The sequence below is a fragment of the Amycolatopsis saalfeldensis genome, assembly GCF_900110575.1.
GTDB lineage: Bacteria > Actinomycetota > Actinomycetes > Mycobacteriales > Pseudonocardiaceae > Amycolatopsis > Amycolatopsis saalfeldensis.
Genome location: NZ_FOEF01000004.1, coordinates 375,561 through 402,037 on the forward strand (window position 1 = coordinate 375,561; position 26,477 = coordinate 402,037).

Sequence of the window (26,477 nt, forward strand, 5' to 3'; positions counted from 1 at the left end):
GTGCCAGGTGTTGCAACAACCGCTAGAACCCAAGCCGGCATAAACACTCACGAGCTTTTCAGTACAGCGTCAAGCGATAAGCACCGGACTGCGCGGTGCCCGCGAACAGGTACCGCCCGTCCGCGCTGACTGTCAGCGAGAGCACCCGGGAGTCGGGCAGCGTGCCGGGCAGCGGGGACCAGGTGCGGCCGAAATCGGTGCTGCGCAAGACACCCGCGCCGTCCGCGCTGCCCGCGAACCACACGCGAGGGTCGAAGGGGTGCGCCACGATCCGGCTGAACTCGCGCGGGTCGGAGCCGTCGTGGACCTGGCGGAACGTGCGGCCGTTGTCCTCGCTGAGCCGCAATCCGTTGCCGCCCAACAGGATGCTGCCCCAGGGGCTGAGCGAAAGCGCGCTGACGGGCTGATCGGAAACCTGCGTCCAGGTCTTGCCGCCGTCGTCGGAGCGGAACAGGCCGCTGGTGCCGCCGCCCCAGACGCGGTCCGGGTTCCACGGGTCGCCGGCCAGGGCGAGGAAGCCGGGGGCCGCGGACTTTTCCCAGTGCTGCCCGGCGTCGGAGCTGCGGTAGAGCACGTAGCCCGTGTCGGTGAACGCCGGGATCAGGAGCCGGTCCGGATCGGCCGGGTGCGCCAGGATCGCCTGGGCCGAACCCGCGATGGGCTTGCCGATCAGCTGCCAGGTGCGGCCGCCGTCAGCACTGCGCAGCACGTCCAGGCTGAAGCCGTTCTTGGTCACCTGCCAGGCCACGTCCGGCCGGCCCGGGGAGACCGACAGGAACGCGTTCTCGTGCAGCCGGTCGCCGGGATGCGACTGCCACGAGCGCGTCGACGGGGTGATTTTCCCTTGCGGCAGCGCGGAATTGTAGATCTCCTGCACCCCGGCGGCCACCACGCTCTGCCGGAGGTACCCGGTCGTGACGAGCTGGCGGATCGACTCGCCGGGCACGCCGAGCTGCTGGTAGCCGCTCTGGCCGCCGTCGGCGTACACGCCCCGGTACACCGCGGAGATCAGCGTGACCGCCGGTTTTCCCGCTCCGGCCGGGAGGTCCACGATGTCGGTGGTGCCCTCACCGGGCGCGGGAACGGGCTTGCGGGCCCACGTCCGGCCGCCGTCCGCGCTGACGTCCAGGTCCTGGTACGTGCCGACGTAGAGGCGGCCGCCGACGAACCGCGGTTCATGCAGGGGCTGGCCGGTGGGGTCGTCGCGCAGCACCGTCCAGGTCCGGCCGCCGTCGGCGGAGCCCCGCAGCTGGGTGCCGACCGTGACCACGAGCTGCCGTCCGTCCGACGCGACCTGCGAGACCTCGCCGTCGGTCCGGTAGACCTGCTCGGCCGTCGGGTGCTCGCCGGTGACGCCGCGGATGGCCCACAGCGCGTAGTCCGGGTGGACGGTGGTGAAGTAGGCGTCGTCGCCCGCCAATGTCAGTTTCAGGTCGCCGACCGGAGCGGCGATCCCTTGCCGCGGCCAGGTTCGCGGCACGTCGCGCCAGGTCGCGCCGCCGTCGGCGCTGATGCTGATCCCGTCGAGGTTCTGCACCACGATCGTGCGCCCGGCCGGGTCGGTGGCCAGGCCGAAGGCGCCGTCGGGGTACCACTGCCGCAGCGTCTGCCAGGTCCGGCCGCGGTCGGTGGTCGCCAGCAGCTCGCCGCGCCACTTGACCGGGAAGTCCACCGGGGTGTTGGCCACGGCCAGCATCCGGTCCGCGTCGGCCGGGTCGACGAAGAACCCCTGGATCGACGTGTCCTGCGGCAGCCCCCGCCGCGCGGACCAGGAGGCGCCGCGGTCGTCGGAGAGCCACAGGGTGGGCGGGCTCGGCTCCATCACGGCGAGCTCGGCCGGGGAGCCGGAGACGCCCAGCAGCCCGCCGATGCTGTTGGGGCCGACGGATTCCCAGCCGCCGCGAGGCCGTGCGGTCGCATTCACGCCGGCAGCAGGCTGATGGGGATCGGGTGCGGCGGTGGCCACGGCGGTCGTCCCGGTGGAGACGAGCAGCGCCAGCAGCCCGAGAACAAGCGTGCTTCTGGTCGCCGGTCTCAGTGCGCGTCTGGTGGTCGATCTCAGGGTCATGCGGGTGATCTTGGCCCGGCCACGCGACGCCGTATAGCGGCATTCGTCCGATCTTCGGGTCATTTTCCCGAACTGTGGCACCGTGAGCCCGGGCGGGCAGGCGATGTCCCCCAGGACACCGTCCGCCGGCCCGCACCGGCGGCGAGAGTCGTGGCCATGACTGCTTCCCACGGCAAGGCCACCACCGGCAGCGGGATCCACATGTGTGAAGACGGCCCCCGCGCTCCTGCTCCTGCACGGCACCGCCGCGTCGTTGCGCAGCTGGGACCCCGACGGTCCCGCTGCCGATCGGGCCCCACCGGGCGATCCGGGCCGACCTGGCCGGGTGCGGCCGCTCGGCTCCCGACCCCGCGGGTTACGCGCTTCCGCACCAGGCTCGCCGCGGCACTGGACCGGCTCGGCGTCGCGCAAGCCGTCGTGGCCGGCCACTCCAGAGGCGGGCTGGTCGCCACCGCGCCGGCCGTGCAGCGGCCGGACCTGACCGACTGGCAGCTGCGCGAGCGCCGCGTTCCGCGTGGGGTACGAGATCCCCAGACACTCGTGGACGAGGCATGGACCTCCGCACGTTCGCCGCGACCTCCCGGGCGGGCCGCGGCTACCGCCGGTGGCGCTCCTCGTTCGCTGCCCGGCTCCGGCCACTCGCCCCGCCTCGAAGGTCCACAAAGGACAGTCGCGTTGCTCCGGTCCTTCACCGCCGCTTGATCCGCCGGATGCCGCGCAGGAGCAGCGGAGCGCAGATCGCCGCGAACAGCACCAGGGCGGCCCAGGCGCCGAAGCCGCCGAAACCGCTGCCCTGGTACGCGGCGGGCTCGGCGTTGCGCCAGTCGGTCGAGCCGCCGTTGGCGTCGGTGGCGTCGGGTGCCGAGGAGCTGGGGCCCGCCGACGTCTGGGGTCCGGTCGAGGCGCCCGGGCCGTTGGCGCTCGGCTTGGCGCCGCCGGAGCCGCCGTGGGTGAGGGCGTTGACGCCGCCCAGGCCGGCGAAGGGGTCCTGCGGGGCGGTGGCGCCGGCGCCGAGGCTGCCGTGGAACGTGGGATTGGCGCAGTTGCCCGCGTTCAGCTGCTTGGCGGGCCGCCCGGTGAGGCGGGCGTTCGCGTTCATCATCTCCTGCGACAGGTTCGGCGGCAGCGGCGAATACCCGATGCGGGCCATGTTGATCTGGCCGTCGCAGGCGACGTGCTCGATGAAGGCGCTCATCGTGTCGGTCTTGGACGCGTCGGGGTAACCGCCCTTGCAGCTGTCGCGCCCGCTCGCGCACGGGGTCATCAGGTAGGAGTACGCCGAAATCGGGTACGTCAGCGGGTTCGGGTTCGTGTACACCCCGGACAGCTCCTGGCTCAGGTCGGGCCGCAGGTTCGCCTTCGTCAGCGCCGCCGCGATGTTCGCGGCGTAGGGCAGGGTGTACTGGCCGGACTGGTTGTCCACCCACGCCGTGGGCGCGTTGTACTTCTTGGCGTAGCCGAATTCGTCGTAGCCGATGGAGAACGGGACGCTGCCGTTGGCGACGGTCTGCGCGATCTGGTCGGAATCGGCGAACAGCCGGTAGAAGTCCGCGTCCGGGCCCATCGTGGGCAGCTGGATCGGGCGGACGCCCGGCGGCAGCGGGCCGATGCCCTTGTCGGCGTTGCGGCCGACGAACGCGTTGTACGCGCCGGCCGCGACGTGCGCCACGAAGTCGTAGAACAGTGCTGTGGTACCGGATTGGCCACTGCGCCCGATCAGCGTGATCGGCTGGTCCGGCAACGCGAAGCCGCCGTTGGTGGTCGTGATCGCCGGGTCGTTCCAGCGCGTGATGTCGCGGGAGAAGATCCGCGCGATGGTCTCCCGCGTCAGGTGCAGCGAGTCGACGCGGCGGCCGGCCGCGTCGGTGACGTTGTACATCACCGCGACCGCGCCCGCGACGTCCGGGACGTACTGGTACCCGCGCTGGTTCGCGCTCAGCCCGCCGCCGCCCGCGGCCTGCAGCGAGCTGACTTCGGCCTCGGTGCCGGCGAAGTCGACGGTGCGGTCGCCGTACTGGTTCACGCCCGCGGGCGAGCCCAACGCACTGTAGTTGACCGGGATGCCCTGGGAATTGGCGCCGTTCTGCCAGTCGCTCATGGCGAGCCCGACGTAGGTGGACCCGGATCCGTTGACCTGGACGAAGGCCTCGGCGGCGGGGGCCAGCAGTAGCTGCCCCGCCAGCAGGAGGGCGGCGCAGCCGAGTACCGGCCAGCTCTTGCGGTGCATCAGAAAAGGCTCCCGGTCAGCCGAAACGGCCGTTGACGTAATCGTGGGTGCGGCTGTCCTCGGGCTCGCCGAAGATCTGCTCGGTGGACCCGTGCTCGACGACGCGCCCCGGCTCGTTCTCCCCGGCGAGGAAAAACGCGCAGTGGTGCGAAACCCGTTGGGCCTGCTGCATGTTGTGCGTGACGATCACGACGGTGACCTCGTCGGAGATCTCCACGATCGTCTGCTCGATGCGCCGGGTGGAGGTCGGGTCCAGCGCGGAGCAGGGCTCGTCCATCAGCAGCACGTTCGGCTGCACCGCGAGCGAGCGCGCGATGCACAGCCGCTGTTGTTGGCCGCCGGACAGCGCGCCGCCGGGGGAGTGCAGGCGGTCGCGCACCTCGCGCCACAGCCCGGCCCGCTCGAGGCTCTGCTCGACCAGGCCGTCCTTGTCGCCGCACTTGACGCCGGCCAGCTTGAGTCCGGCGAGCACGTTGTCGCGAATGGACATGGCCGGGAACGGGTTGGGCTTCTGGAAGACCATGCCGATCCGCAGCCGGGCGTGCTGGGCGCGGGTGCCCTCGGCGTAGATGTCGGCGCCGTCCAGCAGCACCTCGCCCGCCAGGCTCGCCGAGGGCACCAGCTCGTGCATCCGGTTGAGGATGCGCAGGAAGGTCGACTTGCCGCAGCCCGAGGGCCCGATCAGCGCGGTCACCTCGTGCGCGGGCATGGCCAGCGAGACGTCCTCCAGGACCAGCCGGTCGCCGAACCAGGCGTGCACCCCGCGGGACTCCAGGGCCGCAGCGCCGGGCGGCGGCCCGCCGACCACGCGCACGGGCTGGGGGGCGTCGAGGATTTCGGTCACCGGGCACTCCTGGGTTTGGTCCTGCGGCCGGACCAGCGTTTGCGGCCGATCAGCCGGGTCAGCGCGAACAGCGCGAAGATCAGCAGGATCAGCACCAGCGCGCCGATGTACCCGCGTTCCTGCGCCGAGGCGAGGGGTTCTTTGATGTAGCGGTAGACGAAGCGGGGCAGGCTTTCCTGCGGGTCGCCGAACGGGTTGTAGTTCATCGACAGCGAGCCGAACGAGGTGAACAGCAGCGGCGCGGTTTCGCCGACCACGCGGGCGATGCCGAGGATGATGGCGGTGCTCACGCCGGTGCGGGCGGTCGGCAGCACCACCGACCACACCGTGCGCGCGCGGCTCGCGCCCAGTGCCAGCGACGCTTCGCGCAGGCCGTCCGGCACCAGCCGCAGCACCACGTCGACGGTCCGGGTGACCGTCGGCAGCATGATCATCGTCAACGCCAGCGTCGCCATGAAGCCGGAGAAGCCGGACTGCACCGGCGGCAGGATCAGGGCCGCGTAGACGAACAGGCCGGCCACCACCGAGGGCAGGCCGCTCATCGCGTCCACGAAGATCCGCACCGGGCGCCGGAAGCGCGACCGGGTCTCGTTGAGGAACACCGCGGTGAGCACCCCGAGCGGGACCACGAACACCAGCGCGAGCGCGGTCTGCTCCAGCGTGCCGACGATCGCGTGCAGCCCGCCGGTCGCGGTCGCGGGATCCGTCGGCGCGACCGAGGACATGTCGTGGGTGAAGAACGCCAGCCGCAGGCTCGGCAGGCCCTTGGTGATGATGTAGCCGAGCAGGAACAGCAACGGCACCAGCAGCCCGGCGGCGCCGCTGACCACCACGGCCGACACCAGCCGGTCCGTCGCGGCGAGGCGCCCGAGCCGGTCGCGGGTGACCAGGTACAGCATCGCCAGGTAGAGCAGATACGCGACGACGAGGTCCGCGAGCCAGCCCGGCGAGGTGAGCAGCTCGTGCATCACGAACCAGGTCAGCAGGGTCGCCGACACCGCGCAGCCCAGCGCGACCCAGCGGTCCTGCGGGGTGGTGGCCGAAGTGCGGCGCCGGACCGGGGGCGGGGCCGGCGGCCCGGGAGTGTCCACTGTGTCCGATCCGGTGAGATCGTCCACAGTGTCCTCAGCCGGGTCGAGTGTGTCCTTGACGGTGGTCATCAGGCGTCCACTCCCACTCCGGAGCGGCTGCGGGAGATGATCACCGAGGCGGTGAAGTTGGTCGCCAGCGTGAACACGAACAGCACCAGCCCGGCCGCCATCAGCCCGTTGAGGCCGATCCCGGACATGCCCGCGTTGTTGGCGATGAACCCGGAGATCGTCGCGCCGCCGAATTCGAGCAGGTGGCTCGTCACCGCCGGAACCTGGGGCAGCAGCAGGGAAACCGCGATCGTCTCACCGAGCGCGCGGCCCAGGCCGAGCATCGAGCCGCCGACGATCCCGCCGCGGCCGAACGGCAGCACCACCGCGGCGACCATGCCCCAGCGCGTGCTGCCCAGCGCGAGGGCCGCTTCCTTCTCCCCGGCCGGGGTCTGGGTGAACACCTCGCGGATCACCGAGGTGGTGATCGGGATGACCATCAGCGAGACGACCAGCCCGGCGACGAACATGGAGTTGAACAGGACCGCGCCCGGCTTGGTTTCGAACAGCGGGAACCAGCCCAGGTTCGACGTCATCCACTCCGAGAGCGGCGTGATGTAGGGCCGCAGGAAGCTGAAGCCCCACAATCCGTAGAGCAGGCTGGGAATCGCGGCGAGCAGGTCCACCAGGCCGGTCAGGAACCCGCGCATCCGCCCGCTCGCGTAGTCGCTGATGAACAGCGCGGCGAGGATCGACAACGGCACCGCGAACGCCACCGCGATCAACGCGACCACGATCGTGCCGTAGATCAGGCCGAGCACGCCCAGCTGCCCGGACGCCGCGTCGAACTGGATGGTCGAAAAGAAGCCGAAGCCGCTGATCTGGAAGGCCGGAACCGAGCGGTAGACGAGGAAGAAGCCGATCACGACCAGGAGGCCGAGAACCGACAGGCCGGCACCGGTGGTCACGCGACGGAACGCGCGGTCGGCTCGCGACGGCACGTCGGCGATCGCCAGTGGCTCCGGGGGCGAGGCGCCCGGAGCGGGTGTCGTGACAGTCACGGCAGCAGTATTCCGACCACTGGCACGCCGAAGTTGGACGAGCAGCGAAGGCCCGACGGCGCGTTCGTGAACCGCTTCGCGCCTTCCCCCTGCTTTGTTGACGGGGCGGACCGGGCTGGGGAGGTTGGGCAGCATGAACGGCTTGAGACGGGTAGTGCTTGTGTTCGCCAGTGGCCTGCTGGCCGTGCTGGGCCTCGCGGTGGTGCCGTCCGCGTCCGCCCAGACCACCACCCCACCACTGACCTACACGGTCCAGACCAGTGGCGCCGACCTCGCGCACGCGCAGGACGGGGACCCGCTGCACATCACGGTCTCGGGCCTGCCCGCCGACGCCACCGCGACCTTCTACGTCTGCCCGGCCCAGCTTCGCGACTCGCTGCTGAAGTCGCAGCTGGACCCGGTGACCAAGAAGCTCGTCTGGGTGCCCGACCCCTCGCTGGCGAACCGGGTCAACGCCTATTGCGGCAGCTTCAACGACGAGCTGTCCGGCGCGCCGTTCCAGACGCCGCGATCGGAACGGGGCCGCAGCGCCCTGACCCAGTCCGTCGTGTTCGACACCTATGTGCCGCGGGGTACTTCCGCGCCGAAGAACGTCAGCTTCGACCCGGAGTTCACCACCCTGAACCCGAGCGCGACGATCCCGTGGCCGGCGAACCCGGACAAGAAGCAGTACTCCTACACCTGCGACGACGCGCACCCGTGCACGATGATGCTGAAGCTCACGGGCAAGCCGGCCGGTGCCACGGCCGCGCAGACGGTCTACGACAGCTCGATCAGCTTCACCGCGAGCCCCCCGGGCCTGAAGATCCAGGGCTGCGGCGGCGTGGGCGCCGGCACGGTCACCGCGAGCATGCCGGAGCGGTTCGGCCGGACGGCGGTGGCCTGGAACCAGTTGCTGTGCGCGCCGACCAAGGCGGCGCAGCCGGCCAACATCCTGGCCGAGACCGAGGACACCGGGCTGACCTCGTTCGACAAGGGCGATTCCGACGTGGTCTTCACCGGTTCCGGCGGCGCACTGGCGGCCCAGGACGTGCGGGCCCGCAGCTACGTCCCGGTGGCGCTCAACGCCACCGTGCTCGCCGCCGTCGGCTGGACCCCGACCGACCGCTCGGACAGCGGCGCGGCGCTGGTCGCCCGGCTGGCCTCGAACCTCCGGTTCAGCTGGGACGACGTGGCGAACATGCTGAGCAAGGGCGGCGAGCTACCCGACGCCGGCGGCCGCGGCGGGATCTTCACCAACGGTTCCGCACTGGTGACCCGCAACCCCGCGCTCGCCGCGATCAGCGGGCCCACCAGCCCGGTCCAGGCGCCCGACGCCCGCGCCGGGCACTCGGACAGCACGTTCTACGGCGTCACCGGCGAATCCGGCCCCGGCTCCGTCCCGCTGGCGCTGAGCGGCAAGCTGGCTGGCCTGCCCGCGTGGACGTACGGCAATTTCCGGAGCCCGCAAGGGGATCCGCTGGCCGGCAACGGCAAGCCGGTCGGGGTCGTCAGCGACCTCAACACACTCAACCTCGGTGACGACGGCGTGCACAACGTCGACGCCAAGACCGGCCGGATCAACGTCCGCAAGCAGGTCAGCAACACCACCCTCGGCACCGGGATCGAGTGCACCAACGGCTGCCTGAACTGGGTGGTCACCGACCTGGCCACGGCGACCGAATACGGCTGGACCCCGGTCGCGCTGCCGAACGGCAAGGGCGGTTACATCGCGCCCACCCCGGCCACGCTGCAGGCCGCGGCCGCGCACGCCAAGCCGGCCAAGGACGGCTCGCTGGAGATCACCGGGGCCGCCGACGATCCGAACGCCTACCCGCTCACCTTCGTGGAGTCCATGGCCGCGCCGGTGAACCCGCTGGTCGACGCGTCCTGCGCGCCCGAGAAGGCGAAGCAGGACCAGCTCGCGACCTTCCTGAAGGCGGCCACCAACGGCGGCCAGAACGGGATGGGCCCGGGCATGGTGGCGCTGACGCCCGATCTCCTCTCCGCCGCGCAGGACGCCGCGACGAAGGTGGGCACGGGCACCGCCGCGTCGGCCTGTCACGAACAGCAGGAGGCGCAGAACCCGGCCGCCGACGGGCCCGGACCGGGTGCCTCCGGCGGGCCGGTGGGCGGCGACCTCGGCGGCAACGGGCCGGGCTCGGGCGCTTCGGCCACCGGCCCGGCGCAGGACGCCGCCCTCACCATGAAGGCGCCCACCGCGGCGAGTGTCCAGGCGGCGCGGAACCTGGCCGACGGGGTCCGGATCCCGCTGTTCCCGGGCGCGGGCGCGCTGGCGGCGCTGATCCCGCTGCTCGCCCTCGTGGCGCTGGTGCTGCTGCCGTCCTCGACCGGCTACCTGACCGCCGGGAAACCGTTGCCGCCCTGGGTGAACCGGTTCGCCCGCCGGCTGCGGACGCTGCGGGGCCGGGCATGAGCACGCCGACCGCCACCCCGGCCGCGGCTGCCCCGCCTTCGGTCGCGCCATTGCGGTTTGGTCCCAAGTGGACGGTGGTGACCGCGGTGGGCTGGCTGGTCACCACGGCGGTCTGCTTCGGGCTGGTCGCGTACGCGCTCGGCCCGATGCTGGCCAACAACGACCAGCGGGCCGCGTTGTCCGCCATCCGTGCCGCGATGGCGGAGGCCCAGGGCGCGACCCGCACCCTGCTCGGCGCGGCGCCGGTGACGAAGCCGCCAGAGTTCGGTTCGCCGGTGGCCGTGCTGGAGATCCCGAAGCTGCGGGCCCAGCAGGTCGTGCTCGAAGGCGCCGAACCCGGCCAGACTTCGTCCGGTCCCGGGCATATCCCGGGCACCTCGGGGCTCGGCCAGCCCGGCAACTCCGCCGTGGCCGGCCGCTATTCCGGTTACGGGGCCCCGTTCGCGCAGCTGGGCGAGCTGGCCAAGGGCGACCAGATCGTGGTGGCGACCACGCAGGGCCGCTCCGTGTACACCGTCACCGAGACCGCGACCCGCGACCTGAACGAGGACCGGGACTACGGCCGCACCGAAAACGACCGGCTCACCCTGGTCACCTCGGCGAGCTGGTGGCCGGGCTCGGCCTCGTCGGCCACGGTGGTCACCGCCGTGCTGGAGGGCAAGCCGTTCCGCCCCACGCCCCAGAACGGCCGGGCGGACGCGCAGGACGGCCGCACCGGCGACAGCGGTGCGTGGGCCCAGCTGATCCTGGCCTTCGGCGGGTTCGCCGCCGCGGCCGCGGGCGCGACCGTGCTCTACCGCCGCTGGCGCCCGGTTTCGACGTACGTCATCACCGCTCCGGCGCTGCTGGCACTGGCGGTCCTGGCGGCGACGGCGGTGTGGCGGTTGTTGCCCGCCTGGGCCTGAAGTCATGGGGGCAGAAGGAACCGGCCCGGACGGGAAAACCCCGTCCGGGCCGGTTCTTGTGCTGCGGGCAGGTCAGCCGAGGGTGCAGGTGACACCGTTGGCGTCAGCGGCCAGCGGCTTGAAGCCGAACTTGGTCAGCGTGGCGGAAAGGCTGCCGGAGCACAGCTTGCTCGGGCCCGCCGCGTCGAAGCCGACCACGTTCAGCGCGGCGTCGAACGAAGGCGAGCGGGTGTCGAGCACGAAGTACACCGTGCGAGCGCCCAGGAAGCCGTCGGCGAACGCCGGGACCAGGTTCGGGGCGGTGCCCGAGACCGGGGCGCCGTCCGAGCCGGCATCGGTCAGGGTGCCCTCGAAGAAGCCGGCGCGCTTGTCGGTCACCGCGCCGTTGCCCTGCGCGACGAACTGGGCCACCGAGTACGGCGCGATCGCGGTCGCCTGGTCGGCGGCCGGGATGGTGTCGCCCTCGTTCTCCTGCATGCGCTTGATGGTGACCGGCTTCGTGGTCGGGTCGAAGCCGAGCACGGTGCCGGTGAAGAACGCCAGCGTGCCGGAACCGGCCTGGGGCAGGTAAACGGTGATCGGGGCGTTCGCGCCGCCGACCGCGCTCCAGTTGGTGATGACACCGCTGTAGATGTCGCGCAGCTGCTGCAGGGTCAGGGTGACGCCGGCGCCCGAGCCGGTCGACGAGGCGGCCCAGGAGACGCCGTCCTTGCCGAAGCCGTAGTAGCGGAAGGTGGACGGGTCGCTGGACGACGGGCCCGAGGAGGAGCGGGCGATGTCGATCGAGGCGCTGCCGGCCGCGGCGGCGGTGTCCAGCGCGGTCTTGCCCGCGCTGGAGCCGTTGGGCGGGAGGTTGCCGGGGTTGGTGTAGGTGGTGCCGCCGTCGAAGGCGTCACCGGGCACCACGAAGGACGTGTTGGGCGCGAGCACCGGCGGGACGGTGACGTAGTTGTCGGGGTCGGTGTTGGTGGCGCTGTCGGCGTTGGCGGCGGCGAAGATCGCGCCGGTGACGTCGGCGATCGTGTCGGAGCCGACGGCCGCGACGACCTCGGGGATGCCGTTCGGGCCGGGGACCGCGTTGGCGGTGCCCGGGATGAGAAGGGCGGCGCCGGCGGCGACGGCGGCGGTGATGCCCACGAACCGGGCAGTACGAGCACGCATGGGTTGTACTCTCTCTGTCTGGTCTAGACCACGGGATTCCGGGGCCGTGACCAAACCTCGTCGAGCCCGGCAACGCCGGGCGGTTGGTTGCCTTCCCGCCCGACGGCGCGCCGGTTAATGCCCGACGAACGCACGCGCGGTTACCCTCTTATCCCGGCAGCGGGTATTTGGTGCGCCAGTCCGTGATCCGTCCGTCCCCGACGGACTCCGCGGCTTCACCGGCGGCGAGGGCGAACCGGTCGTAGCCCCGCTTCGCTTCGATGCGGCGGCCGTAGGCGTGGCTCGCGGTCGCGATCGGCCCGCTGCCGGCGTGCAGCACCCACCGCCAGTCGATGCCGTGGTCATGGGTCAGTTCCAGGCGGCTGCGCCCGAGGTTCGCGCACAGCCACTGGACGGCCGCCACGCATTCTTCGCCGCTGCGGTAGTCGACCGTCCCCAGTCCCAGCGACGCGTTGTTGCTGCCGAGCAGCCTCCATCGGGTCGCGTCCCCGCGCCCGCCGATCAACTGGAATCTCGGTGTCCGGCGTGGACTCGCTGCGCTGTTCATTTGTCGCGTCCCCAGTCCGCACGGAGGCCATCCGGTGAAAGGCCGTCCTAGGCACCAGGAACATCGTCGGGCGGGCAGGGGAAAGTTACCGCCCACGTTTAAGGCGTGACGGCGGAAAAATGAACAACGGCGCAAATACGGCCGTTCGGTCTAGCGCTTTCGGCGGCGAGTAGCCGGTTGTGCGCGCGCAGTGCGCTTCGGCACGTACGGGATATCGGCGAACCGGAGCGTCGCCTGAAGGCCCCGCACCGAGCGGTCGAGGCGCAGGAGCGCGATCTGCGAAAGGGTGAACAGCTCGTCGACGTGCCAGGCCCGCCCGGCGGCGGCGAGCACCACCGTGCGCGGCGCCTCGGCCAGCACGCGATCCGGGTCGGCCGCCGACACCTTGGCGGCGAGCTGCGCGAGCGCTTCCGGCTCGTCGTGCAGGGCTTCGGCGGACACCAGGGCCTGGGTGTAGAGGTGGCTGGCCGCGGTGGCCCGGCCGAGCCACTTCACGTGGATCAGCTCGTCGTCCGGGCCGAGCAGATCGCACAGCTCGAACCGCGGGTGCAACGGCGTGGTCGCGAAATCCCGGTCCAGGCACAGGAATCCCGGCTCCTCGGCGACCCGGTGGCAGTACCGGTTCTCGTCGTCGGACTCGCCGCTGGGCCGCCAGGTGACGTCGGGCCAGATGTACTTGCGCGACAGCAGATCCGCGACCTGGGCGCGCATCTGCTCGACGTAGGTCTCGCCGATCCGGTACCAGCGGCCCTGGTGGAACACGTACCGGACGTGGTCGATGGTCGTCTCGAACACCAGCCAGCGCGCGACCGGCAGCGGGGTGCCGGTCTCCTGCTCGCCGGCCTCGTCGGCGCAGGTGACCACGCGCCCGGCGCGCAGGGCCTTGACCCGCCGTTCCACCGGGATCTCGGCCAGCCGCGCGGTCAGGTGCTCCAGCTCCAGCCGCGCCTCGACGTGCAGCGGGCCGCCCGCGCCGAGCCCGGTGATGCGGAACGAGCCGGCGTTCTCCGCGTCGTGCACCGCGGCCCCGGGCCAGGTCAGGCCGAGCGGCCCGGCGTTCTCGCCATCGAGAGCTTCGGCGAGCCGCTGTTCGAGCGTCGGCACGAGCCGGTGGTGCCGTTCCAGCGGCCGGGTCTGCGCCACGAACCGCAACGCCGATTCCGCGTCCGGCTCGTCGACGACCGCGCCCACCGCGTCGAGGTCCGCGAGGAACGCGTCCGGCTCCTTCGCCAGCGGCGCCCAGAGGGAGTTGCCGACGCGGATCCGATAGCGCTTTCCGGTCACGCGCCCGTAGGTGAGGTCGGTCAGGTCCGCCGAGCCGGCCAGCCGGTTCACCAGGTCGCCGTAGGGCTCCAGACGGAACGCCGACAGCTCGCCGCCGCCGGGGATGGAGATCTGCGTCGCCCGCGCCGAGACGTCGAGCGCCGCGCTCGCCACCAGCCCGAGGTCGAACGGGTCCAGCCGGCGGATCCCGAACAGCAGGCCGAAACCCTGCTCGACGTATTCGTCGTTCAGCACCAGGTGCCCGGCGCCCCAGGCCACCGCGTAGGTCCACGGTGGACGCGGGACGAGCAGCACCGCGAACGGCAGCGTCGAAGGCAGCTCGAGCCGGTTGCCGGTGAGCGCGGCGGCATGCGGGACCCATTGCGGCATCTCGGTGCGGAAGGTCCCGGCGACGAGCCGGGCCGCCGTGCCCGAGAGGTCGACCGGGAGGTCGGTGGTGACCTGCTCGGGCGTCAGCGAGACCAGCAGGTCGTGCTCGGCCGCGGTGCCGTCGAGCCGGAAGAGGGAGACCGGTTTGCTCGGAGAGGGCAGGGCAGGCATCAGACCACCACCGAAAGGTGTGTATGGGGCGATGACGATCCAGGATAAGCCGGGCATCCGGACGCCCGGTTAATCACACAGAGCGAATGCCGGGCGGAAGGGTGAAATCGGGTTTAACCCGACCCGCCGAAGCTCTCGTTCGTCGAGCAATGGTATCGTTTCAGCAGGTTTTCGGCAGACGCTTTTTTTGAACGTACTCGCAGCTCAAGCGTCCGACAGGTAAGCGGTAAGTGTCGGATGGGGTGCCGGTGAATGGCCTTTTCGAAAATACTGTAACAGTGCTCGAATGGCCGTATTCCGGTCCGGTTCTTGCGCTGCCCGGGGTTGTTTCTCCGCCTTTTCGTCACGGATCGTGAGTGTTGATCGCGACGGCCGGGCCGCCGGATGGGCCAGACGGGCGCGAAACGCCCCGGGTGACGGCTCGCGGTGGCGGGTGCGCGCGTCTACTCTGGCGTAGTCGTTTTCCGGTCGGCCCGCTCCTGGGGGCAGCATGGTGGTAGTCCCGATGTTCGCGCACGGCGACCGTCTCACCCGTCGGGACCTGGAGACGATCTCGGATGAGCGACGTCGGTATGAACTCCTGGACGGGACTCTTCTAGTGAGCCCCTCCCCGCGCCCGCTGCACCAGAGGGTGGTCGCGCGCCTGCTCGCGGCGCTCACCCCGGTCTGCCCTGCGGACTGCGAGGTCCTGCCGGCCCCGGTCGACGTCGTGCTCGACGAGTACACCGTGATGATCCCCGACGTCGTGGTCGGCCGCCGCGACACGTTCACCGAGCGCGCGCTCGTCGGCGTCCCGGTGCTGGCGGTCGAGGTGATCTCACCGTCCAGCCGGCACATCGACACGCACCTCAAGCCGGCGCGGCTCGCCGAGGCGCGCTGCCCGTACTACTGGGTGATCGACCCGCGCGCGCCCGGCATCCGCTGCTTCCGCTTGGACGGCAGCGAGTACACGCTTGACGCCGAAGCGACCGGCGAAGAGGTCGCCCGGCTCGAACTGCCGTACCGGCTGGACCTCAGCCCCGCGGACCTGGTGTCCTCGTACTGAGCCTCATGGCCGGCCTTGTTTGGCGGCCCGTTTGACGGTCCGGATCACCGGTGCCGTCTCGATGTGCGTGACGGCGGGCAGGGCGGCGACCGCGGTCGTCAGGTAGCGGTACAGCTCCCGCTGGTCGGCGCAGACCACACTCGCGTACAGGTTCGTCGGCCCGGTGGTGGCCGCGGCGAACGCGATCTCCGGGTGCCCGGCCAGTGCCTTCCCGGTCTCCTCCAGGTGCGCCGGCGGCACCGAGAGCCACAGCATGGTCCGGGTGCCGAGGCTGAACAGCCTCCCGTCGACGTCGAGGTCCAGGTACAGCGCCCCGGATTCGCGCAGCTCCCGCATCCGGCGCCGGACCGTGGTCGGCGACCAGCCGGTGGCCGCGGCCAGCTGCTCGAACCCGGCCCGGCCGTCGGCGGCGAGAGCGGCGAGCAGTTGCCGGTCGCCGTCGTCGAGCCGCACCGGTCCCGGCCGGTGCGGCAGCTCGGGGTGCGGGCGCAGCAGCTCGACCGCCTCCCGGCTCAGCGAGCCGCGCTTGGCGATCAGGCTGTCCGGGCCGCCGTAGAACGCGTGCAGCACCGAATGCGCGGTGACGCCCTCGACGCGTTGGGTGCGGGGGAGTTTGGCCAGCAGCAACGCTTCGCTATCGGCTTCGCTCTCGGTGTCGACCGTGCAGGTGATCTCGGTGCCGCCCGAGGTGAGGCTCACCCAGGACGTGTCGGGGCGGCGCGCCAGCGCCTCGGCGACCGGCACCGCCGCCCCGGGCGCGCAGCGCACCCGGAGGAACCACTGCACCGCGCCGAGCGCGGCCGGCGCGACCCCGCCGAGCACCCGCAGCGCCCCGGCCGAGCGTAATTTCGCGTACCGGCGCGCGATGGTGCGATCCGACACGCCAAGTGCCTCGGCAATAGTGCTGAACGGGGCCCTTCCGTCGATCTGGAGGGCACGGACGAGCTGACGATCCAGCTCGTCGTAGTCGGATTCCACCAGCCTGACGGTATCTGGTGTCGGATAGCAGTGCAATCACGTCGGTTTCTGGCTCGGCCGATCGGTGGGCGGGAGTGTGGGGCTGGTCCGGAGCGGACAGGAAAACGCCGAAGCACAAGGGGAAACCATGGACACGGACGTACTGATCGCCGGCGCGGGACCCACCGGATTGACGGTGGCCAACGAACTCCGGCTGGCCGGGGCCGCGGCCGTTGTGGTCGACAAGCTGCCGCGGGGCAGCGACCTGTCGAAGGCCGGTGGCGTGCAGTCCCGCACCCAGGAGGCGTTCGACCAGCGCGGCCTGCTGGAACCGTTGCTGGCCACCGGGGAGCACCCGGCCGGCCTCGCCCACTTCGGCGGCATCCACCTCCCGCTCACCCGGGACCGGCACCGCTTCCCGTGGCGCTCGATCCCGCAGGTGGTCGTCGAGCGATTCCTCGAGGAACACCTTGCCGGGCAAGGCATCCATGTCCGGCGCGACCACGAGCTGACCGGTCTGGAGCAGGACACCGACGGGGTCACCGCTTCCTTCGCCGACGGCACCGCGATCCGCGCCCGCTACCTCGTGGCCGCCGACGGCGGGCGCAGCACGGTGCGTTCACTGCTGCGGGCCGGGTTCCCCGGCCAGGCCGGCACGTCGACCGTGATCGCCGCCGACCTGCGGCTCGGCGGGGCCGAGCAGACGATGATCCACCGCTGGAACGACGAGGGGGACTGGGCGCACCTGTTCCCGCTCGGCACCGACCCGCAGGGCCGGCCGCTGCTCCGGCTCGCGATGGGCGGCCCGGGCCGGGCCCGTCCCCGGGACGTCCCGATCACCGAGGACGAGATCCGCGACGGGCTGCGCGCGGTGTTCGGGCTCGAAGTGCAGCTGCTCGAACTGCGTTACGCCCGCCGCATCACCAACGCGGCCCGGCAGGCCGCGCAGTACCGGCACGGGCGGGTGTTCCTGGCCGGCGACGCCGCCCACGTCCACCTCCCGCTCGGCGCGCAGGGCATGAACACCGGCATCCAGGACGCGCTGAACCTCGGCTGGAAGCTCGGCGCCGCCGTGCGCGGCCACGCGGCCGACGGCCTGCTCGACAGCTACCACGCGGAACGGCACCCGGTCGGGGCGGCCGTGCTGCGCAACGTCCAGGCCCAGAGCCTGCTGATGGACTGGGAAGGCACGCGCGCCCCCGAGGTCACCGCCACCCGCGAGCTGTTCACCGCGCTGGCGCAGCTGCCGCAGGTCCAGTACCAGCTCGACGACATGCTGTCCGGGATGGGCATCCGCTACGCACTGCCGGGCGTCGAAGGCCAGCCGCTCGCCGGGCTGCCCGCGCCGGACCTGGACCTCGACCTGGATCCCGGCCCGGCCCGGGTGAACGAGCTGCTGCGCTCCGGCCGTGGCCTCCTGCTCGACCCGGCCGGCGTTTTCGCCAAGGTGGCCGGCCTCTGGTCCGGCCGGGTCGACCGCGTGGTCGGCGGCACCGAGCCGATGCTGGTCCGGCCGGACGGCTACGTGGGCTGGGCCGGCGGCGCGGACAGCACCGGCGACGGCCTGGAGGCGGCGTTCGGCCGCTGGTTCGGCGAGCCCCGCTGAACAGTCCTCAGTGGACTGTCAGGCGCCGCTGTGCACCAGGCCGGCCCAGAGGTCCGGCCGGTCCGGATGGTCGTCCCGCAGCCGGAGCGCCACTTCACGCAGGGCGGTGGCCGCTTCGCCGGCGTCCGCGCGGTCGGGCAGGTTCCGGTAGAACAACCGCGCGGCGTCGGCGGCGATCCGGTCGGACAACGGCCAGAGCCCGCCGACGACGTGCCGGAACCCGGCGAGGTGGAAGGCGGAGGCGAGCGTCACGGCTTCGTCGGCGAGCAGCTCCCCGCCGTGCGCGGTGGAACAGGCGGACAGGTAAGCCAGTTCGGCGCCGGGCATCCGCAACTCGCCGATCCGCGACACCGGCAGGCTCCCGTCGGGCAGCTGGAGGTGAGCCAGCGACGGGCTGACGGGGCTGGCGCCGGCGTGACAGGCGAAGTGCACCCAGGTGCTGTCGGCGAGCGCGTCCAGGAGGACGGGAATCGTGGCCTCCGCCCCGGACAGCACCCGCGTGCCGGGATGGGCCGCATGCAGTTCGGCGGCTTCGGCCGCGGTGCCCGGCAGATCAGGCAGCCCGGGCGTCTCCGACACAGCGACGGTCAACTGCCTGCGAACCCGCGCCGGCGGCCGGGCCCGCGCGTCCGCGAGGGCCCGCAGGGTGGGCGTGTAGGACGACACCATCAGGTCCAGCGCCCCCAGCTGCCCGGCCCGCCCGGCGGCGTGCAACGGGAAAACCCCGAGCCGGCCGACCGGAAGCCACCACACCCGCGCGAGCGACCGGGCGGCGCCGGGTTGGGCCGCACTGGGTTGGCTTGCGGTGGGTTGGGCCGCGTTGGGTTGGCTTGCGCCGGATTGGGCAGCGCTGGGTTGGGCCGCGCTGGGTTGGGCCGCGCTGGGTTGGGCCGCGTTGGGTTGGGCCGCGTTGGGTTGGCTTGCGCCGGATTCGGCAGCGCCGTGTTGGGCCGCGCTGGGTTGCGCCGCGCCGGGTCGGGCGGCGTCGGGCTGGATCGCGCCGGGTTGGGCTGCGTCGGGCTGGATCGCGCCGGGTTGGGCTGCGTCTGGTTGGGCGGCGCTGGGTTGGGTCGGGCCGGGTTGGGTCGCGCCCGGCTGGGTCGGGCCGGGTTGGGCGGCGCTGGGTTGGGTCGGGCCGGGTTGGGTCGAGCCGGGTTGGGCGGCGCTGGGTTGGGCGGCGCCAGGCAGGATCGCGGCGACCGGTCCGGCCACCGCGTCCCAGAGCCATTCGAGGATTTCGGTCACCACGCGGGCTTTGCGCAGGCTCGCGGTCAGGCCCGTGGCGTGGGTGGCGTCCAGCAGTTCGGCGGCCCGGGTGCCGACGGCGTGCTCCGTCAGCAGCGGCAGTTCGAGGTGCACGGGCTCCGCGTCCGGGGTGATCACCAGCGCGTCGCCCTGGGTCAGGCCTGGGTTGACGAGCACGATGGTGCCGTCGGCGGCGGCGTGGCGGAGGTCGGCCGGTCGCGGGGGTTCGAGGAACCGGGCGAAGCCGTCCTGCTGCCGGATCCGGGTGAGCAGCTCTTCGCGTTCGGCTCGGAGCCGGTCGCGTTCGCCGACGGTGGCGCCGGGCCGGTCGAGGCGGTCCCGGATCTCGGCGAAGCCGGCGGCCAGGCCAGGGTGCCGCTCCTGCAGTTCGCTGAGATCGGTGCGCGCCCCCAGCCGTCCCGCCACCACGACGGCGCGCCCGGCCTCCGCGATCCCGGCGGCCCCGGCCGGATCCCCCGCCGCGAAGTGCGCGGCGACGGCGCGGCCGACGAGGCCGGAGTGCTGGATCAGCCGGAACTCCTGGTCCGGCCAGCGGACGTCGCCCGGGGTCAGCAGGGGCAGCTGGGCCACGGCGAGGTCGAGCAGCCGCACCGCGAGGTCCGGCTGCCCCGCGTCCGAGGCCAGCGTCCCGGCCAGGTGCGCCGGGCTGATCAGGTCCGGCGGTCGCGAGGAGGCCGCGGCGCGCGCGATTTCCCCGGCGAGGCCTTCGATCGTGGCGCGATCGACGGCGCCCGGATCGGCCCGGTGCCGGAGGAACCGGCACGCGGCCACCACTTCGAGACACGCGATCACGAGCACCGTGCCCTCGGCCGCGGCCAGCGCCTGCTCGGCGAGCTCGAGGGCCCGGCCGAGATCGGCGGGATCGCCGCCCGGCCGCTGGTATCGGGTGAGGTGAATGCCGCTGAGGTTGCGCAGGTGGCGGATCCGGTCCGGGTAGCCCTCGGGCATCCCGGCCACGGCCTGCTCGCCGAGTTCGAGCTGACGGTCCAGGTCGGCTTCGCGGTGCTCGAGCCGGAACCGCAGCTGATAGGCCTCGCCGAGCGCGGACAGGTAGTTCGTCCTAAGTGGACTCTCGCCGGCGCTCGCGGCCACCGCTCGCTCGCCCATTTCCACCGCGCGTTCCAGATCGACCGGGTCGGTCAGCCGGAGCGAGCGCTGCAGGTAGGCGGAGCCCAGCTCGGACAGGCAGAAGGCCCAGCTGCCGGTCTCCTGGTCCGCGAGCAGCACCGCGCGTTCGGCGTGCGCCACGGCCAGGTGCAAGTCCTCCTGGTCACCGTCGCGCTCGTAGCGCAGGCGGTGGATCTGGGCCAGCATGGACAGCCGCATCGCCAGATCGGGGCTGTCCTCGTCGGTGGCGACGACCGCTTCCTCGGCCGTGCGCACGGCCTGGCGGAGATCGTCCGCGGAGTCCGTCTGGCCGTACCGGAGCCGGTAGCCGATCGCCTGGTCCGCCAGCCGGTGCGCCCGGTTCGCGTGGTCGGTCCCGACCAGCTGCCGGTCGGCCTCGACCAGCCGGTCCAGGTCGGCCGGCCGGCCGAACCGCGTGAACCGCAGGTGCAGCGCCGCTCTCAGCGCGGACACCCGGCGGGGCGCCGGTGCGATCGCGACGCTCTGCTCCGCGCGGTCCACGGCCGGGTCGAGCAGCGCGGCCGCCCCGCGTTCGAACCGCGACAGGTACAGGGAACTGAGGTCCGCCAGGAAATCCGCGCGTTCGCCGTCGCTGTACGAGCCGCCCCCGACCGCCGCTTCGAGGAGGGTTTGCGCCCCGTAGAAGGCCACGGTGTCGTTGCTGTCCAAGGCATACCGCAGCACCGCGCTGCCGATGTGGCCCTGTCCCTGTGGTTCGGCCGCGGGCCCGAGGATCCGCCGGAACGCGGGCGGGATCTGGCTCGGTTCGATCGCCAAGTCGACGAACAGCCCGACGGCGCGGGCGAAGTCGGCGGTGACCACGTCCGGATCCGGGGCAGCGCGGTACCGGAAGTAATGCAGCCAGGCGAGCGCGTACAACGCCCGCGCCCGCCGCTCGCGGTCCACGAGCTGGGCCGCCACGAGCAGCCCGTCGAGGGTGCCCTCGGCCACCTCGGTCGCGCGCCCGCCGCGCTGGTGCTCGTCCAGCGCCCGGTTCACCTCCGCCAGCAGCAGTTCGAACGACGGCCCGCCGCGGTCGCCGTCCCGCAGCGAACGCGCGGTGGCGAGGGCGTCCTGCCGGGTTTTCCGCCGGGGGTCACCCGCGGGCGTCGAGGCGACGCTCTGCTGCGCGAGGTCCAGCGCGCGATCGAGGTCCGGCCGGTTCGCCGCGCGTTCGAAACGGGCCCGGTAGGCGAGCCCGAGGCCGTGCAGCGCCGCCGCCCGGTTCGGGTGCTGCGAAGGGGTCTGCTGTACCGCGCGCTCACCCACATCGAGGGCGCGTTCCAACGCCGCGGGCTCGCCCGTGTGCTCGTAGCCCGCCCGGTGGAACATGCCCAGATTGGCCAGGAGAATCACGTGGTACGGGTCGTCGGGCGGGCAAGCACCGACGGCCAGCTCGGCCATGGCGATCGCCTCGCCGAGATCCGCCGCCCCGCCGTCGCGCCGGAAACGCTGGGACAACGCGGCGCTCAGATTGCCCAGCAGCTGTGGACGGTAGGGCGCGGTCTCGTCGGCTTCGGCCACCGCGCGGGTGAGCGTCTCGATCGCGCCGTCGAGATCGGCACGGTTTTCCGTCCTCACGTGGCGCATGAGCAGCGCCGCGCCGAGGTTGCTCCGCGTCTGCGCCGACCACTCGCCGCCCACCTCCGGCGCGGCCGCGGCCAGCAGCCGGACGCTCATGTCGAGCAGCACCGGATCACCGGCCTGCTGCGCGCGCTCCAGCAGCTCGGCGCCGCGCGCCGCCTGCTGACCGGCGTCCGCGGCCGGGCCGATCAGCGGGCGCAGCCCTTCGGGGACAACCCGGGGATCGCCCGAAAACGGCCACAGCAAGACCAGCGCCGTGGCCAGATCGAGGGCGCCGTCCGGGAGCCGTTGCCAGCGCAGGTAGTGCAGCCGCCCGGCGACCTGGTCGGCGGCCGCGAGGCGCCGCCGTTCGGCCCGGGTCGGGGCCGCCGGGTCCGCGGGACCGGCGAGCTCGCGCAACCGCACGGCATCGGCCAGCACGGCCTCGTCGAGCACCGGGTCCGCCTGGCCCGGCCGCCGGTCGCCGTCGAGCGCATCCTGGACGCGGTGGAGCAGATCATCGAACGGCATGGCCCCCACCCGCACGGACATCTCGCTACGATCCGATCAGCGTAGCGCGAGGGAAAGGACAGCCGGGTGGATCCAGCCGAGCGGAGTGCGCTGACCGCGCTGTGCGCCGAGCTGCCCGAACTGCGGGCCGAATGCGCGCGCCGCCCCGAACCCGCCCGTGTGCTGGCCGTCATCGAAGCCGAGGCCCGCGCGCGCCGCCCGATCACCGCGTTGCTGGAGCAGCTGCTGGGGACCCCGTCGGACGAGACGGTGCGCCAGCGCTCGCTGAGCAGCCGGCTGCCGGGCAGCGGACCCGGCCGGGCCGACGAGGAGCGGTTCGGCTGCCCCGACGGCGCGTGCGATCGGCTCGCGGCCGCCGAACCGGCCGGCCCGGTCCCGCGGTGCCCGCTGACCGGCGACCGGCTGAAACCCGTCTGACGCCGTGCGCACCTTTTTCGAGGAGCTGGCGAAGAAACTCGCCGACCGCTGGGTCGGCCTGCTCCTGCTGCCCGGTGCGCTGTTCGCGCTCACTGCCTGGCTGGCGGCCCGGCTCGGCCAGGCGCACGCCCTCGACTGGACGCGGGCTCCGGCGGCCGCGACGCTGGCGTCGATCGGCCGTCTTTCCGGTGGCGCGCAAGCGATCCTGGTCCTCGTGGCCCTGCTCGCGGTGACCGGCGCGGGTCTTGCCGTGCAAGCGCTCGCGGCGCTCACCCGCGCGCTGTGGCTCGGCCGGTGGCCGCGCCTGTTCGCCCGGCCGCAGGTGCGCCGCCGCCGGCGTCGCTGGGAGCGGCTGGTCGCGCGGCGCCGGGAGCTGGAAGCCGCATACCCCGGTGACACCCGGACGCCGGACCAGCAGGAGCGGATCGACGACGCGGCCGCCCGGATCACCCGGTTCGCGCTCGCGCGGCCGGGGCGGCCGACGTGGCTCGGGGACCGGCTGCACGCCGTGGAACGGGTGGCGCTCGACCGGTCCGGGCTGGACCTGGCGTTCGGCTGGTCCCGGCTGTGGCTGGTGCTGCCGGACCCGGCCCGGGCCGAGATCACCGCGGCGAGTTCGGCCCTGACCTCCGCGATCGCGGTCGGCACCTGGGGCTGGCCGTACCTAATGCTGGGCGCGGTGTGGTGGCCGTCCGCGGTGCTCGGGGCGGTGGTGCTGCTGGCGGGCTGGGCCCGGGCGCGCCCGGCTGCCGACGACCTGGCCGCGCTGTCGGAGGCCGCGGTGGACCTGCACGGCCGGACGCTGGCCGTCGCGCTCGGGGTGGCCGGCGCCGAATCCCGTGGCCCGCTCACCCCCGGCGAGGGCGAGCGGGTCAGCCGCCTGCTCCGCAAGGGACGCTGACCGGACGGCGCGAACAACGAGGAGGACGCATGAGCTTCGACCGGGCCGTGAAGAAGGTCAGCAAACGTCTCTCGGCGTACGAACGCACCATGGCCGCGCAGGACACCGCCAAGGCGATGCGGGAGATCGCCGATCCGGCCGCGCTCGCGGAAGCGGCGAAGCTGTGGCGGGAGGCGCAGCCCGCCGACGCCGCCCGGCCCAGCCACCTCGAAGCCCTCCGACTGGCCGAAGCCCGGCGGTGCCTGGGAAAACTGCACCTCTACCGCGCCACCGCGATGCCTTCCGGGCAGCTGAGCCGTGAACTCGCCCAGGGGCTGGGCTACCTGGCGCCGATCGCGGACCGGCCCGGTGCCGTGCCGCCCGCGTTCAAGCAGCTGCTCGGCCCCGACGCGGACCCGGACCAGCAGGGCGGCCTGGCCGCGGAAATGCTGGGCGCGGACGCCGACGCCGAGGACGGGGTGTTCGCCGACGCCGTGGTCGCGTTGCTGACCGAATCCGTGGCGGCCACCCCGCGGAGCAGCGCCGGGTACGTCACGAGGCTGTCCAACCTCGGCGCCGCGCACCTGTCGCGGTACCACCGCACCGGCGACGCGGCCGAACTCGACGCCGCGAACGAGCTGCTGGACCGGACGGTCGCGGCCGCCGGGCGGTCGGACCGGAACCTTCCGCTCTACCGGTTCAACCTGGGCAGCAGCTGGCTCGACAAGTACCTGCTGAGCCGGTCGCCGGTCGACGCGCTGGCGGCCGCCGGCCTGCTCGACCAGGCGCTCGACGGCCTGCCCCGCACCAGCGGCCTGCGCCGGGACGTGATGTCCATGGCCATGACCGCGCACCGCGCCTGCGTCGCCACCGTCGCCGGCAGCGCGGAAAACCTGGAGCGCGCGTTGAAGCTTTGCCGGCAGCTGCTCGAAACGGCGGAGGAGGGCACCGGCGACCACGCGAAGTTCCGGACCGAGCTCGGCGTGCTGCTCCTGCAGCGTTTCCTCGACGGCGGCCCGGACCTGGACCTGGACCAAGCCGTCGAGTCGCTGCGGGAGGCGGTCGTGGCCACCCCGGAGGACCATCCCGAACGCGCGGAACGCCTGTCCCGCCTCGGCACCGCGCACCGGCGGCGCTACGAGGTCCGCCAGACCGCGCAGGATCTGGAACTCGCCGTCGCGTGGGGGGAGCAGTCGGTGGCCGCGCCGTGCGCCCGTCCCGCGGACCGGGCCGGGCACTACTCGAACGTCGGCCTGGCCTACCGCGAGCGTTACCAGTGGTTCGGCGAGCCCGGCGACCTGGACCGCGCGGTGGCCTACGGCGAGGAGGCGGTCCGGATCCACCCGGCGGACGACCCGGACCGCGCGATCGCCCTGCACAACCTGGGCACCGCCTACCAGCGCCGGTTCGAGCGCGGCAACGCCCGCGCCGACATCGACCTCGCCGTCGACGTCGCCGAGCAGGCCGTGGCGGCAACCTCGCCGGGACACCCCATGCTCGCGGAACGGCTGGCGGGCCTCAGCCGCGCGTACGAGGCACGCCACACCCTCAGCGGCGACCCGGCGGATCTCCTTCGCGCGCAACGGGCCGGCAACGGGCAGCGGCCCTGAAACCGCAGCGTCTCGACGGAGACGAGAGCGCGTCTAGCCGAGCGTCCCGACGCCGGCCAGGATGAGGTCGACCCCGGCGAGGAACTGGTCGCGGTCGTCGTGCTCGACGAGCTGCTTCGCGATCTGATGCACAAACGGGTACTTCGCGGGGTCGAGCCGCACCCACTGGTCGACAACGCCGGAAAGGAAGGCCGTCCGGTCCGTGCCGGGCTCGACCAGGCGGGCGTTCGCGGCGTTCTGCCCGGCGACGCCGAGGGAGTAGTTCACGAGCGCGGACGCGGCGCCGAACTGCGCCGATTCGGGCACGCCGAGCGCCTTGAGCTGGCCGCCCATGCCTTCGAAGAGCTGCAGCATCGCGAACTGCCACGGCTCGCCCGCGATCTGGGCGCCCACCCAGGGGTGCGCGTCGATCGCGTCGAACAGCCCCAGCGCCATGGTGCGGATCGCCTCGCGCGGCTCCGTGCCCTCGGGCACGTCGGTCATCACCCGGGCGATGACGTCGCCGGTGGCCGCCGCGAGCAGGTCGCCCTTGTTCTCGACGTGCCAGTAGATCGCCCCGGGCCCGGTGGCCAGGCGCTGGGTGAGCGCGCGGAAGGTCAGCGCGCGCTCGCCGTCGGTGTCGAGGATTTCGATCGCCGCCTCGACGATCCGCTCCTTCGAGAGCGCGTCCGCGCGCCGTTCGGTGCGCTGCCTCCTGGTCGCCATCGGCCCCGTCCTGAACTGGCTGGAACTTTGTTCCAACAATACGGCGTCCCTCAGCCGCGCACCCGGGCCGTCGACCCCAGCGCGGTGCCGATCACGCGGAAGGCGCGGGCCACGTCGGCGCGCTGCCGGTCGGTCAGCGTGGCGATGGCCTCGTCCTCGAGCACCAGACGGCGGGGCATGACCTGGTCGACCGCGGCCGCGCCCTGCTCGCTGATGGTGACCAGCGCGCTGCGCTTGTCCGCCGGGTTCGCCACCCGCTGGACCAGCCCGCGCCGCTCCAGCTTCGTCAGGGTCTTGCTCAGGGCGGCCGCGGACTTGTCCATGGTCTGGGCCAGCCGCCGGGCGATCACCGGGGACGGTGCGTGGCGGAGGTGGAACAGCACGTCGAACTCGGCCGAGCTGATCGGCGAGGTCTCGAAGACCGGTTCGAGCAGCAGTTCGAGCATGGCGTGGGCGCGTTTGAGCCCGCCGAACAACGTCATCGGGGCCAGGTCGAGATCGGGGCGCGCCGCTCGCCACTGATCCCAGGTGATCGCGGCTGCGTCGCCGTCCGCCATGGTCAGCTCATTTCGTCAACTAGTAGACTACCTGTGTACTATAGCGGGTCCGCGCGGCTGAGGAGCGGGCACGGTTCGAA

At 72.6% G+C, this 26,477-nt stretch carries 19 protein-coding genes; 7 read left to right on the forward strand and 12 right to left on the reverse strand.

What is annotated here, in order from left to right:
• Positions 1-58: 58 nt before the first annotated feature.
• The 5 genes from BMY97_RS12560 to pstC all read right to left on the reverse strand — a co-directional run bounded on the left by BMY97_RS12560 (position 59) and on the right by pstC (position 7,279).
• Entirely contained in the window at positions 59-1,924 is a 1,866-nt protein-coding gene (locus BMY97_RS12560; RefSeq protein WP_245787283.1) for a peptidase S8/S53 subtilisin kexin sedolisin, read from the reverse strand.
• Between the two features lie 832 nt (positions 1,925-2,756).
• A complete protein-coding gene (locus tag BMY97_RS12565; RefSeq protein ID WP_091616944.1) occupies positions 2,757-4,295 on the reverse strand; it encodes a substrate-binding domain-containing protein in 1,539 nt (512 codons plus the stop codon).
• Positions 4,296-4,311: 16 nt separating this feature from the next.
• Positions 4,312-5,130, reverse strand: a complete 819-nt coding sequence (locus tag BMY97_RS12570; RefSeq protein ID WP_091617107.1) for a phosphate ABC transporter ATP-binding protein — start codon at positions 5,128-5,130, stop codon at positions 4,312-4,314.
• 5 nt (positions 5,131-5,135) lie between these two features.
• Positions 5,136-6,299 (reverse strand): phosphate ABC transporter permease PstA, encoded by a 1,164-nt coding sequence (pstA, locus tag BMY97_RS12575; RefSeq protein ID WP_091616945.1) that lies wholly within the window; start codon positions 6,297-6,299, stop codon positions 5,136-5,138.
• Positions 6,299-7,279, reverse strand: a complete 981-nt coding sequence (gene pstC / locus BMY97_RS12580; RefSeq protein WP_091616946.1) for a phosphate ABC transporter permease subunit PstC — start codon at positions 7,277-7,279, stop codon at positions 6,299-6,301. The genes pstA and pstC overlap by 1 nt, the downstream gene beginning before the upstream one ends.
• Before the next feature lie 133 nt (positions 7,280-7,412).
• Here pstC and BMY97_RS12585 point away from each other — a divergent pair, with 133 nt between their 5' ends.
• Both BMY97_RS12585 and BMY97_RS12590 read left to right on the forward strand, forming a co-directional pair.
• Positions 7,413-9,695: a hypothetical protein gene (locus tag BMY97_RS12585; RefSeq protein WP_091616947.1), complete on the forward strand. Its 2,283-nt coding sequence runs from the start codon at positions 7,413-7,415 to the stop codon at positions 9,693-9,695.
• Positions 9,692-10,600 carry a sortase gene (locus tag BMY97_RS12590; RefSeq protein ID WP_091616948.1) on the forward strand — a complete coding sequence of 303 codons (909 nt, stop codon included), beginning with the start codon at positions 9,692-9,694 and terminating at the stop codon, positions 10,598-10,600. The genes BMY97_RS12585 and BMY97_RS12590 overlap by 4 nt, the downstream gene beginning before the upstream one ends.
• A 72-nt stretch (positions 10,601-10,672) precedes the next feature.
• Here BMY97_RS12590 and BMY97_RS12595 read toward each other — a convergent pair whose 3' ends face one another.
• From BMY97_RS12595 to BMY97_RS12605, 3 genes are all read right to left on the reverse strand, one after another.
• Positions 10,673-11,761 carry a substrate-binding domain-containing protein gene (locus BMY97_RS12595; protein ID WP_091616949.1) on the reverse strand — a complete coding sequence of 363 codons (1,089 nt, stop codon included), beginning with the start codon at positions 11,759-11,761 and terminating at the stop codon, positions 10,673-10,675.
• A gap of 148 nt (positions 11,762-11,909) precedes the next feature.
• A complete protein-coding gene (locus BMY97_RS12600; RefSeq protein ID WP_091616950.1) occupies positions 11,910-12,308 on the reverse strand; it encodes a DUF1508 domain-containing protein in 399 nt (132 codons plus the stop codon).
• A 150-nt stretch (positions 12,309-12,458) separates the two neighbouring features.
• Complete coding sequence (locus BMY97_RS12605) at positions 12,459-14,132, reverse strand: TIGR04141 family sporadically distributed protein (RefSeq protein WP_091616951.1); 1,674 nt, start codon at positions 14,130-14,132, stop codon at positions 12,459-12,461.
• Positions 14,133-14,637: 505 nt separating this feature from the next.
• Here BMY97_RS12605 and BMY97_RS12610 point away from each other — a divergent pair.
• Positions 14,638-15,177 (forward strand): Uma2 family endonuclease, encoded by a 540-nt coding sequence (locus BMY97_RS12610; RefSeq protein WP_091616952.1) that lies wholly within the window; start codon positions 14,638-14,640, stop codon positions 15,175-15,177.
• Positions 15,178-15,180: 3 nt separating this feature from the next.
• On the opposite strand, the gene BMY97_RS12615 is transcribed toward BMY97_RS12610, so the two are convergent.
• Complete coding sequence (locus BMY97_RS12615) at positions 15,181-16,155, reverse strand: Lrp/AsnC family transcriptional regulator (RefSeq protein WP_091616953.1); 975 nt, start codon at positions 16,153-16,155, stop codon at positions 15,181-15,183.
• Between the two features lie 127 nt (positions 16,156-16,282).
• Here BMY97_RS12615 and BMY97_RS12620 point away from each other — a divergent pair, with 127 nt between their 5' ends.
• A complete protein-coding gene (locus BMY97_RS12620; RefSeq protein ID WP_091616954.1) occupies positions 16,283-17,740 on the forward strand; it encodes an FAD-dependent monooxygenase in 1,458 nt (485 codons plus the stop codon).
• Positions 17,741-17,758: 18 nt separating this feature from the next.
• Here the strand turns inward: BMY97_RS12620 and BMY97_RS48355 are convergent, their stop codons facing one another.
• Positions 17,759-22,249, reverse strand: coding sequence for a CHAT domain-containing protein (locus BMY97_RS48355; protein ID WP_245787284.1), 4,491 nt, complete (start codon positions 22,247-22,249; stop codon positions 17,759-17,761).
• A 45-nt stretch (positions 22,250-22,294) separates the two neighbouring features.
• Between BMY97_RS48355 and BMY97_RS12630 the strand changes: the two genes are divergently transcribed.
• Genes BMY97_RS12630 through BMY97_RS12640 form a run of 3 tightly spaced genes read left to right on the forward strand, consistent with a single transcriptional unit; the run spans position 22,295 to position 25,135 of the window.
• Positions 22,295-22,645 (forward strand): hypothetical protein, encoded by a 351-nt coding sequence (locus tag BMY97_RS12630; RefSeq protein WP_091616955.1) that lies wholly within the window; start codon positions 22,295-22,297, stop codon positions 22,643-22,645.
• A 4-nt stretch (positions 22,646-22,649) separates the two neighbouring features.
• Positions 22,650-23,546 carry a hypothetical protein gene (locus BMY97_RS12635; RefSeq protein ID WP_091616956.1) on the forward strand — a complete coding sequence of 299 codons (897 nt, stop codon included), beginning with the start codon at positions 22,650-22,652 and terminating at the stop codon, positions 23,544-23,546.
• 29 nt (positions 23,547-23,575) lie between these two features.
• Positions 23,576-25,135: a tetratricopeptide repeat protein gene (locus tag BMY97_RS12640; RefSeq protein ID WP_091616957.1), complete on the forward strand. Its 1,560-nt coding sequence runs from the start codon at positions 23,576-23,578 to the stop codon at positions 25,133-25,135.
• Between the two features lie 33 nt (positions 25,136-25,168).
• On the opposite strand, the gene BMY97_RS12645 is transcribed toward BMY97_RS12640, so the two are convergent.
• Together BMY97_RS12645 and BMY97_RS12650 are read right to left on the reverse strand one after the other, a co-directional pair.
• Positions 25,169-25,840 (reverse strand): TetR/AcrR family transcriptional regulator, encoded by a 672-nt coding sequence (locus BMY97_RS12645; RefSeq protein WP_091616958.1) that lies wholly within the window; start codon positions 25,838-25,840, stop codon positions 25,169-25,171.
• A gap of 50 nt (positions 25,841-25,890) precedes the next feature.
• Positions 25,891-26,397: a MarR family winged helix-turn-helix transcriptional regulator gene (locus BMY97_RS12650; RefSeq protein WP_091616959.1), complete on the reverse strand. Its 507-nt coding sequence runs from the start codon at positions 26,395-26,397 to the stop codon at positions 25,891-25,893.
• Positions 26,398-26,477: the final 80 nt, after the last annotated feature.

Bases quoted from the DNA above. Each gene is read 5' to 3' on its own strand.
- BMY97_RS12565 (WP_091616944.1), bottom strand. From the start codon at position 4,295: ATGCACCGCAAGAGCTGGCCGGTACTCGGCTGCGCCGCCCTCCTGCTG.
- pstA (WP_091616945.1), bottom strand. From the start codon at position 6,299: ATGACCACCGTCAAGGACACACTCGACCCGGCTGAGGACACTGTGGAC.
- BMY97_RS12585 (WP_091616947.1), top strand. From the start codon at position 7,413: ATGAACGGCTTGAGACGGGTAGTGCTTGTGTTCGCCAGTGGCCTGCTG.
- BMY97_RS12590 (WP_091616948.1), top strand. From the start codon at position 9,692: ATGAGCACGCCGACCGCCACCCCGGCCGCGGCTGCCCCGCCTTCGGTC.
- BMY97_RS12595 (WP_091616949.1), bottom strand. From the start codon at position 11,761: ATGCGTGCTCGTACTGCCCGGTTCGTGGGCATCACCGCCGCCGTCGCC.
- BMY97_RS12600 (WP_091616950.1), bottom strand. From the start codon at position 12,308: ATGAACAGCGCAGCGAGTCCACGCCGGACACCGAGATTCCAGTTGATC.
- BMY97_RS12605 (WP_091616951.1), bottom strand. From the start codon at position 14,132: ATGCCTGCCCTGCCCTCTCCGAGCAAACCGGTCTCCCTCTTCCGGCTC.
- BMY97_RS12610 (WP_091616952.1), top strand. From the start codon at position 14,638: ATGTTCGCGCACGGCGACCGTCTCACCCGTCGGGACCTGGAGACGATC.
- BMY97_RS12620 (WP_091616954.1), top strand. From the start codon at position 16,283: ATGGACACGGACGTACTGATCGCCGGCGCGGGACCCACCGGATTGACG.
- BMY97_RS48355 (WP_245787284.1), bottom strand. From the start codon at position 22,249: ATGTCCGTGCGGGTGGGGGCCATGCCGTTCGATGATCTGCTCCACCGC.
- BMY97_RS12640 (WP_091616957.1), top strand. From the start codon at position 23,576: ATGAGCTTCGACCGGGCCGTGAAGAAGGTCAGCAAACGTCTCTCGGCG.
- BMY97_RS12645 (WP_091616958.1), bottom strand. From the start codon at position 25,840: ATGGCGACCAGGAGGCAGCGCACCGAACGGCGCGCGGACGCGCTCTCG.
- BMY97_RS12650 (WP_091616959.1), bottom strand. From the start codon at position 26,397: ATGGCGGACGGCGACGCAGCCGCGATCACCTGGGATCAGTGGCGAGCG.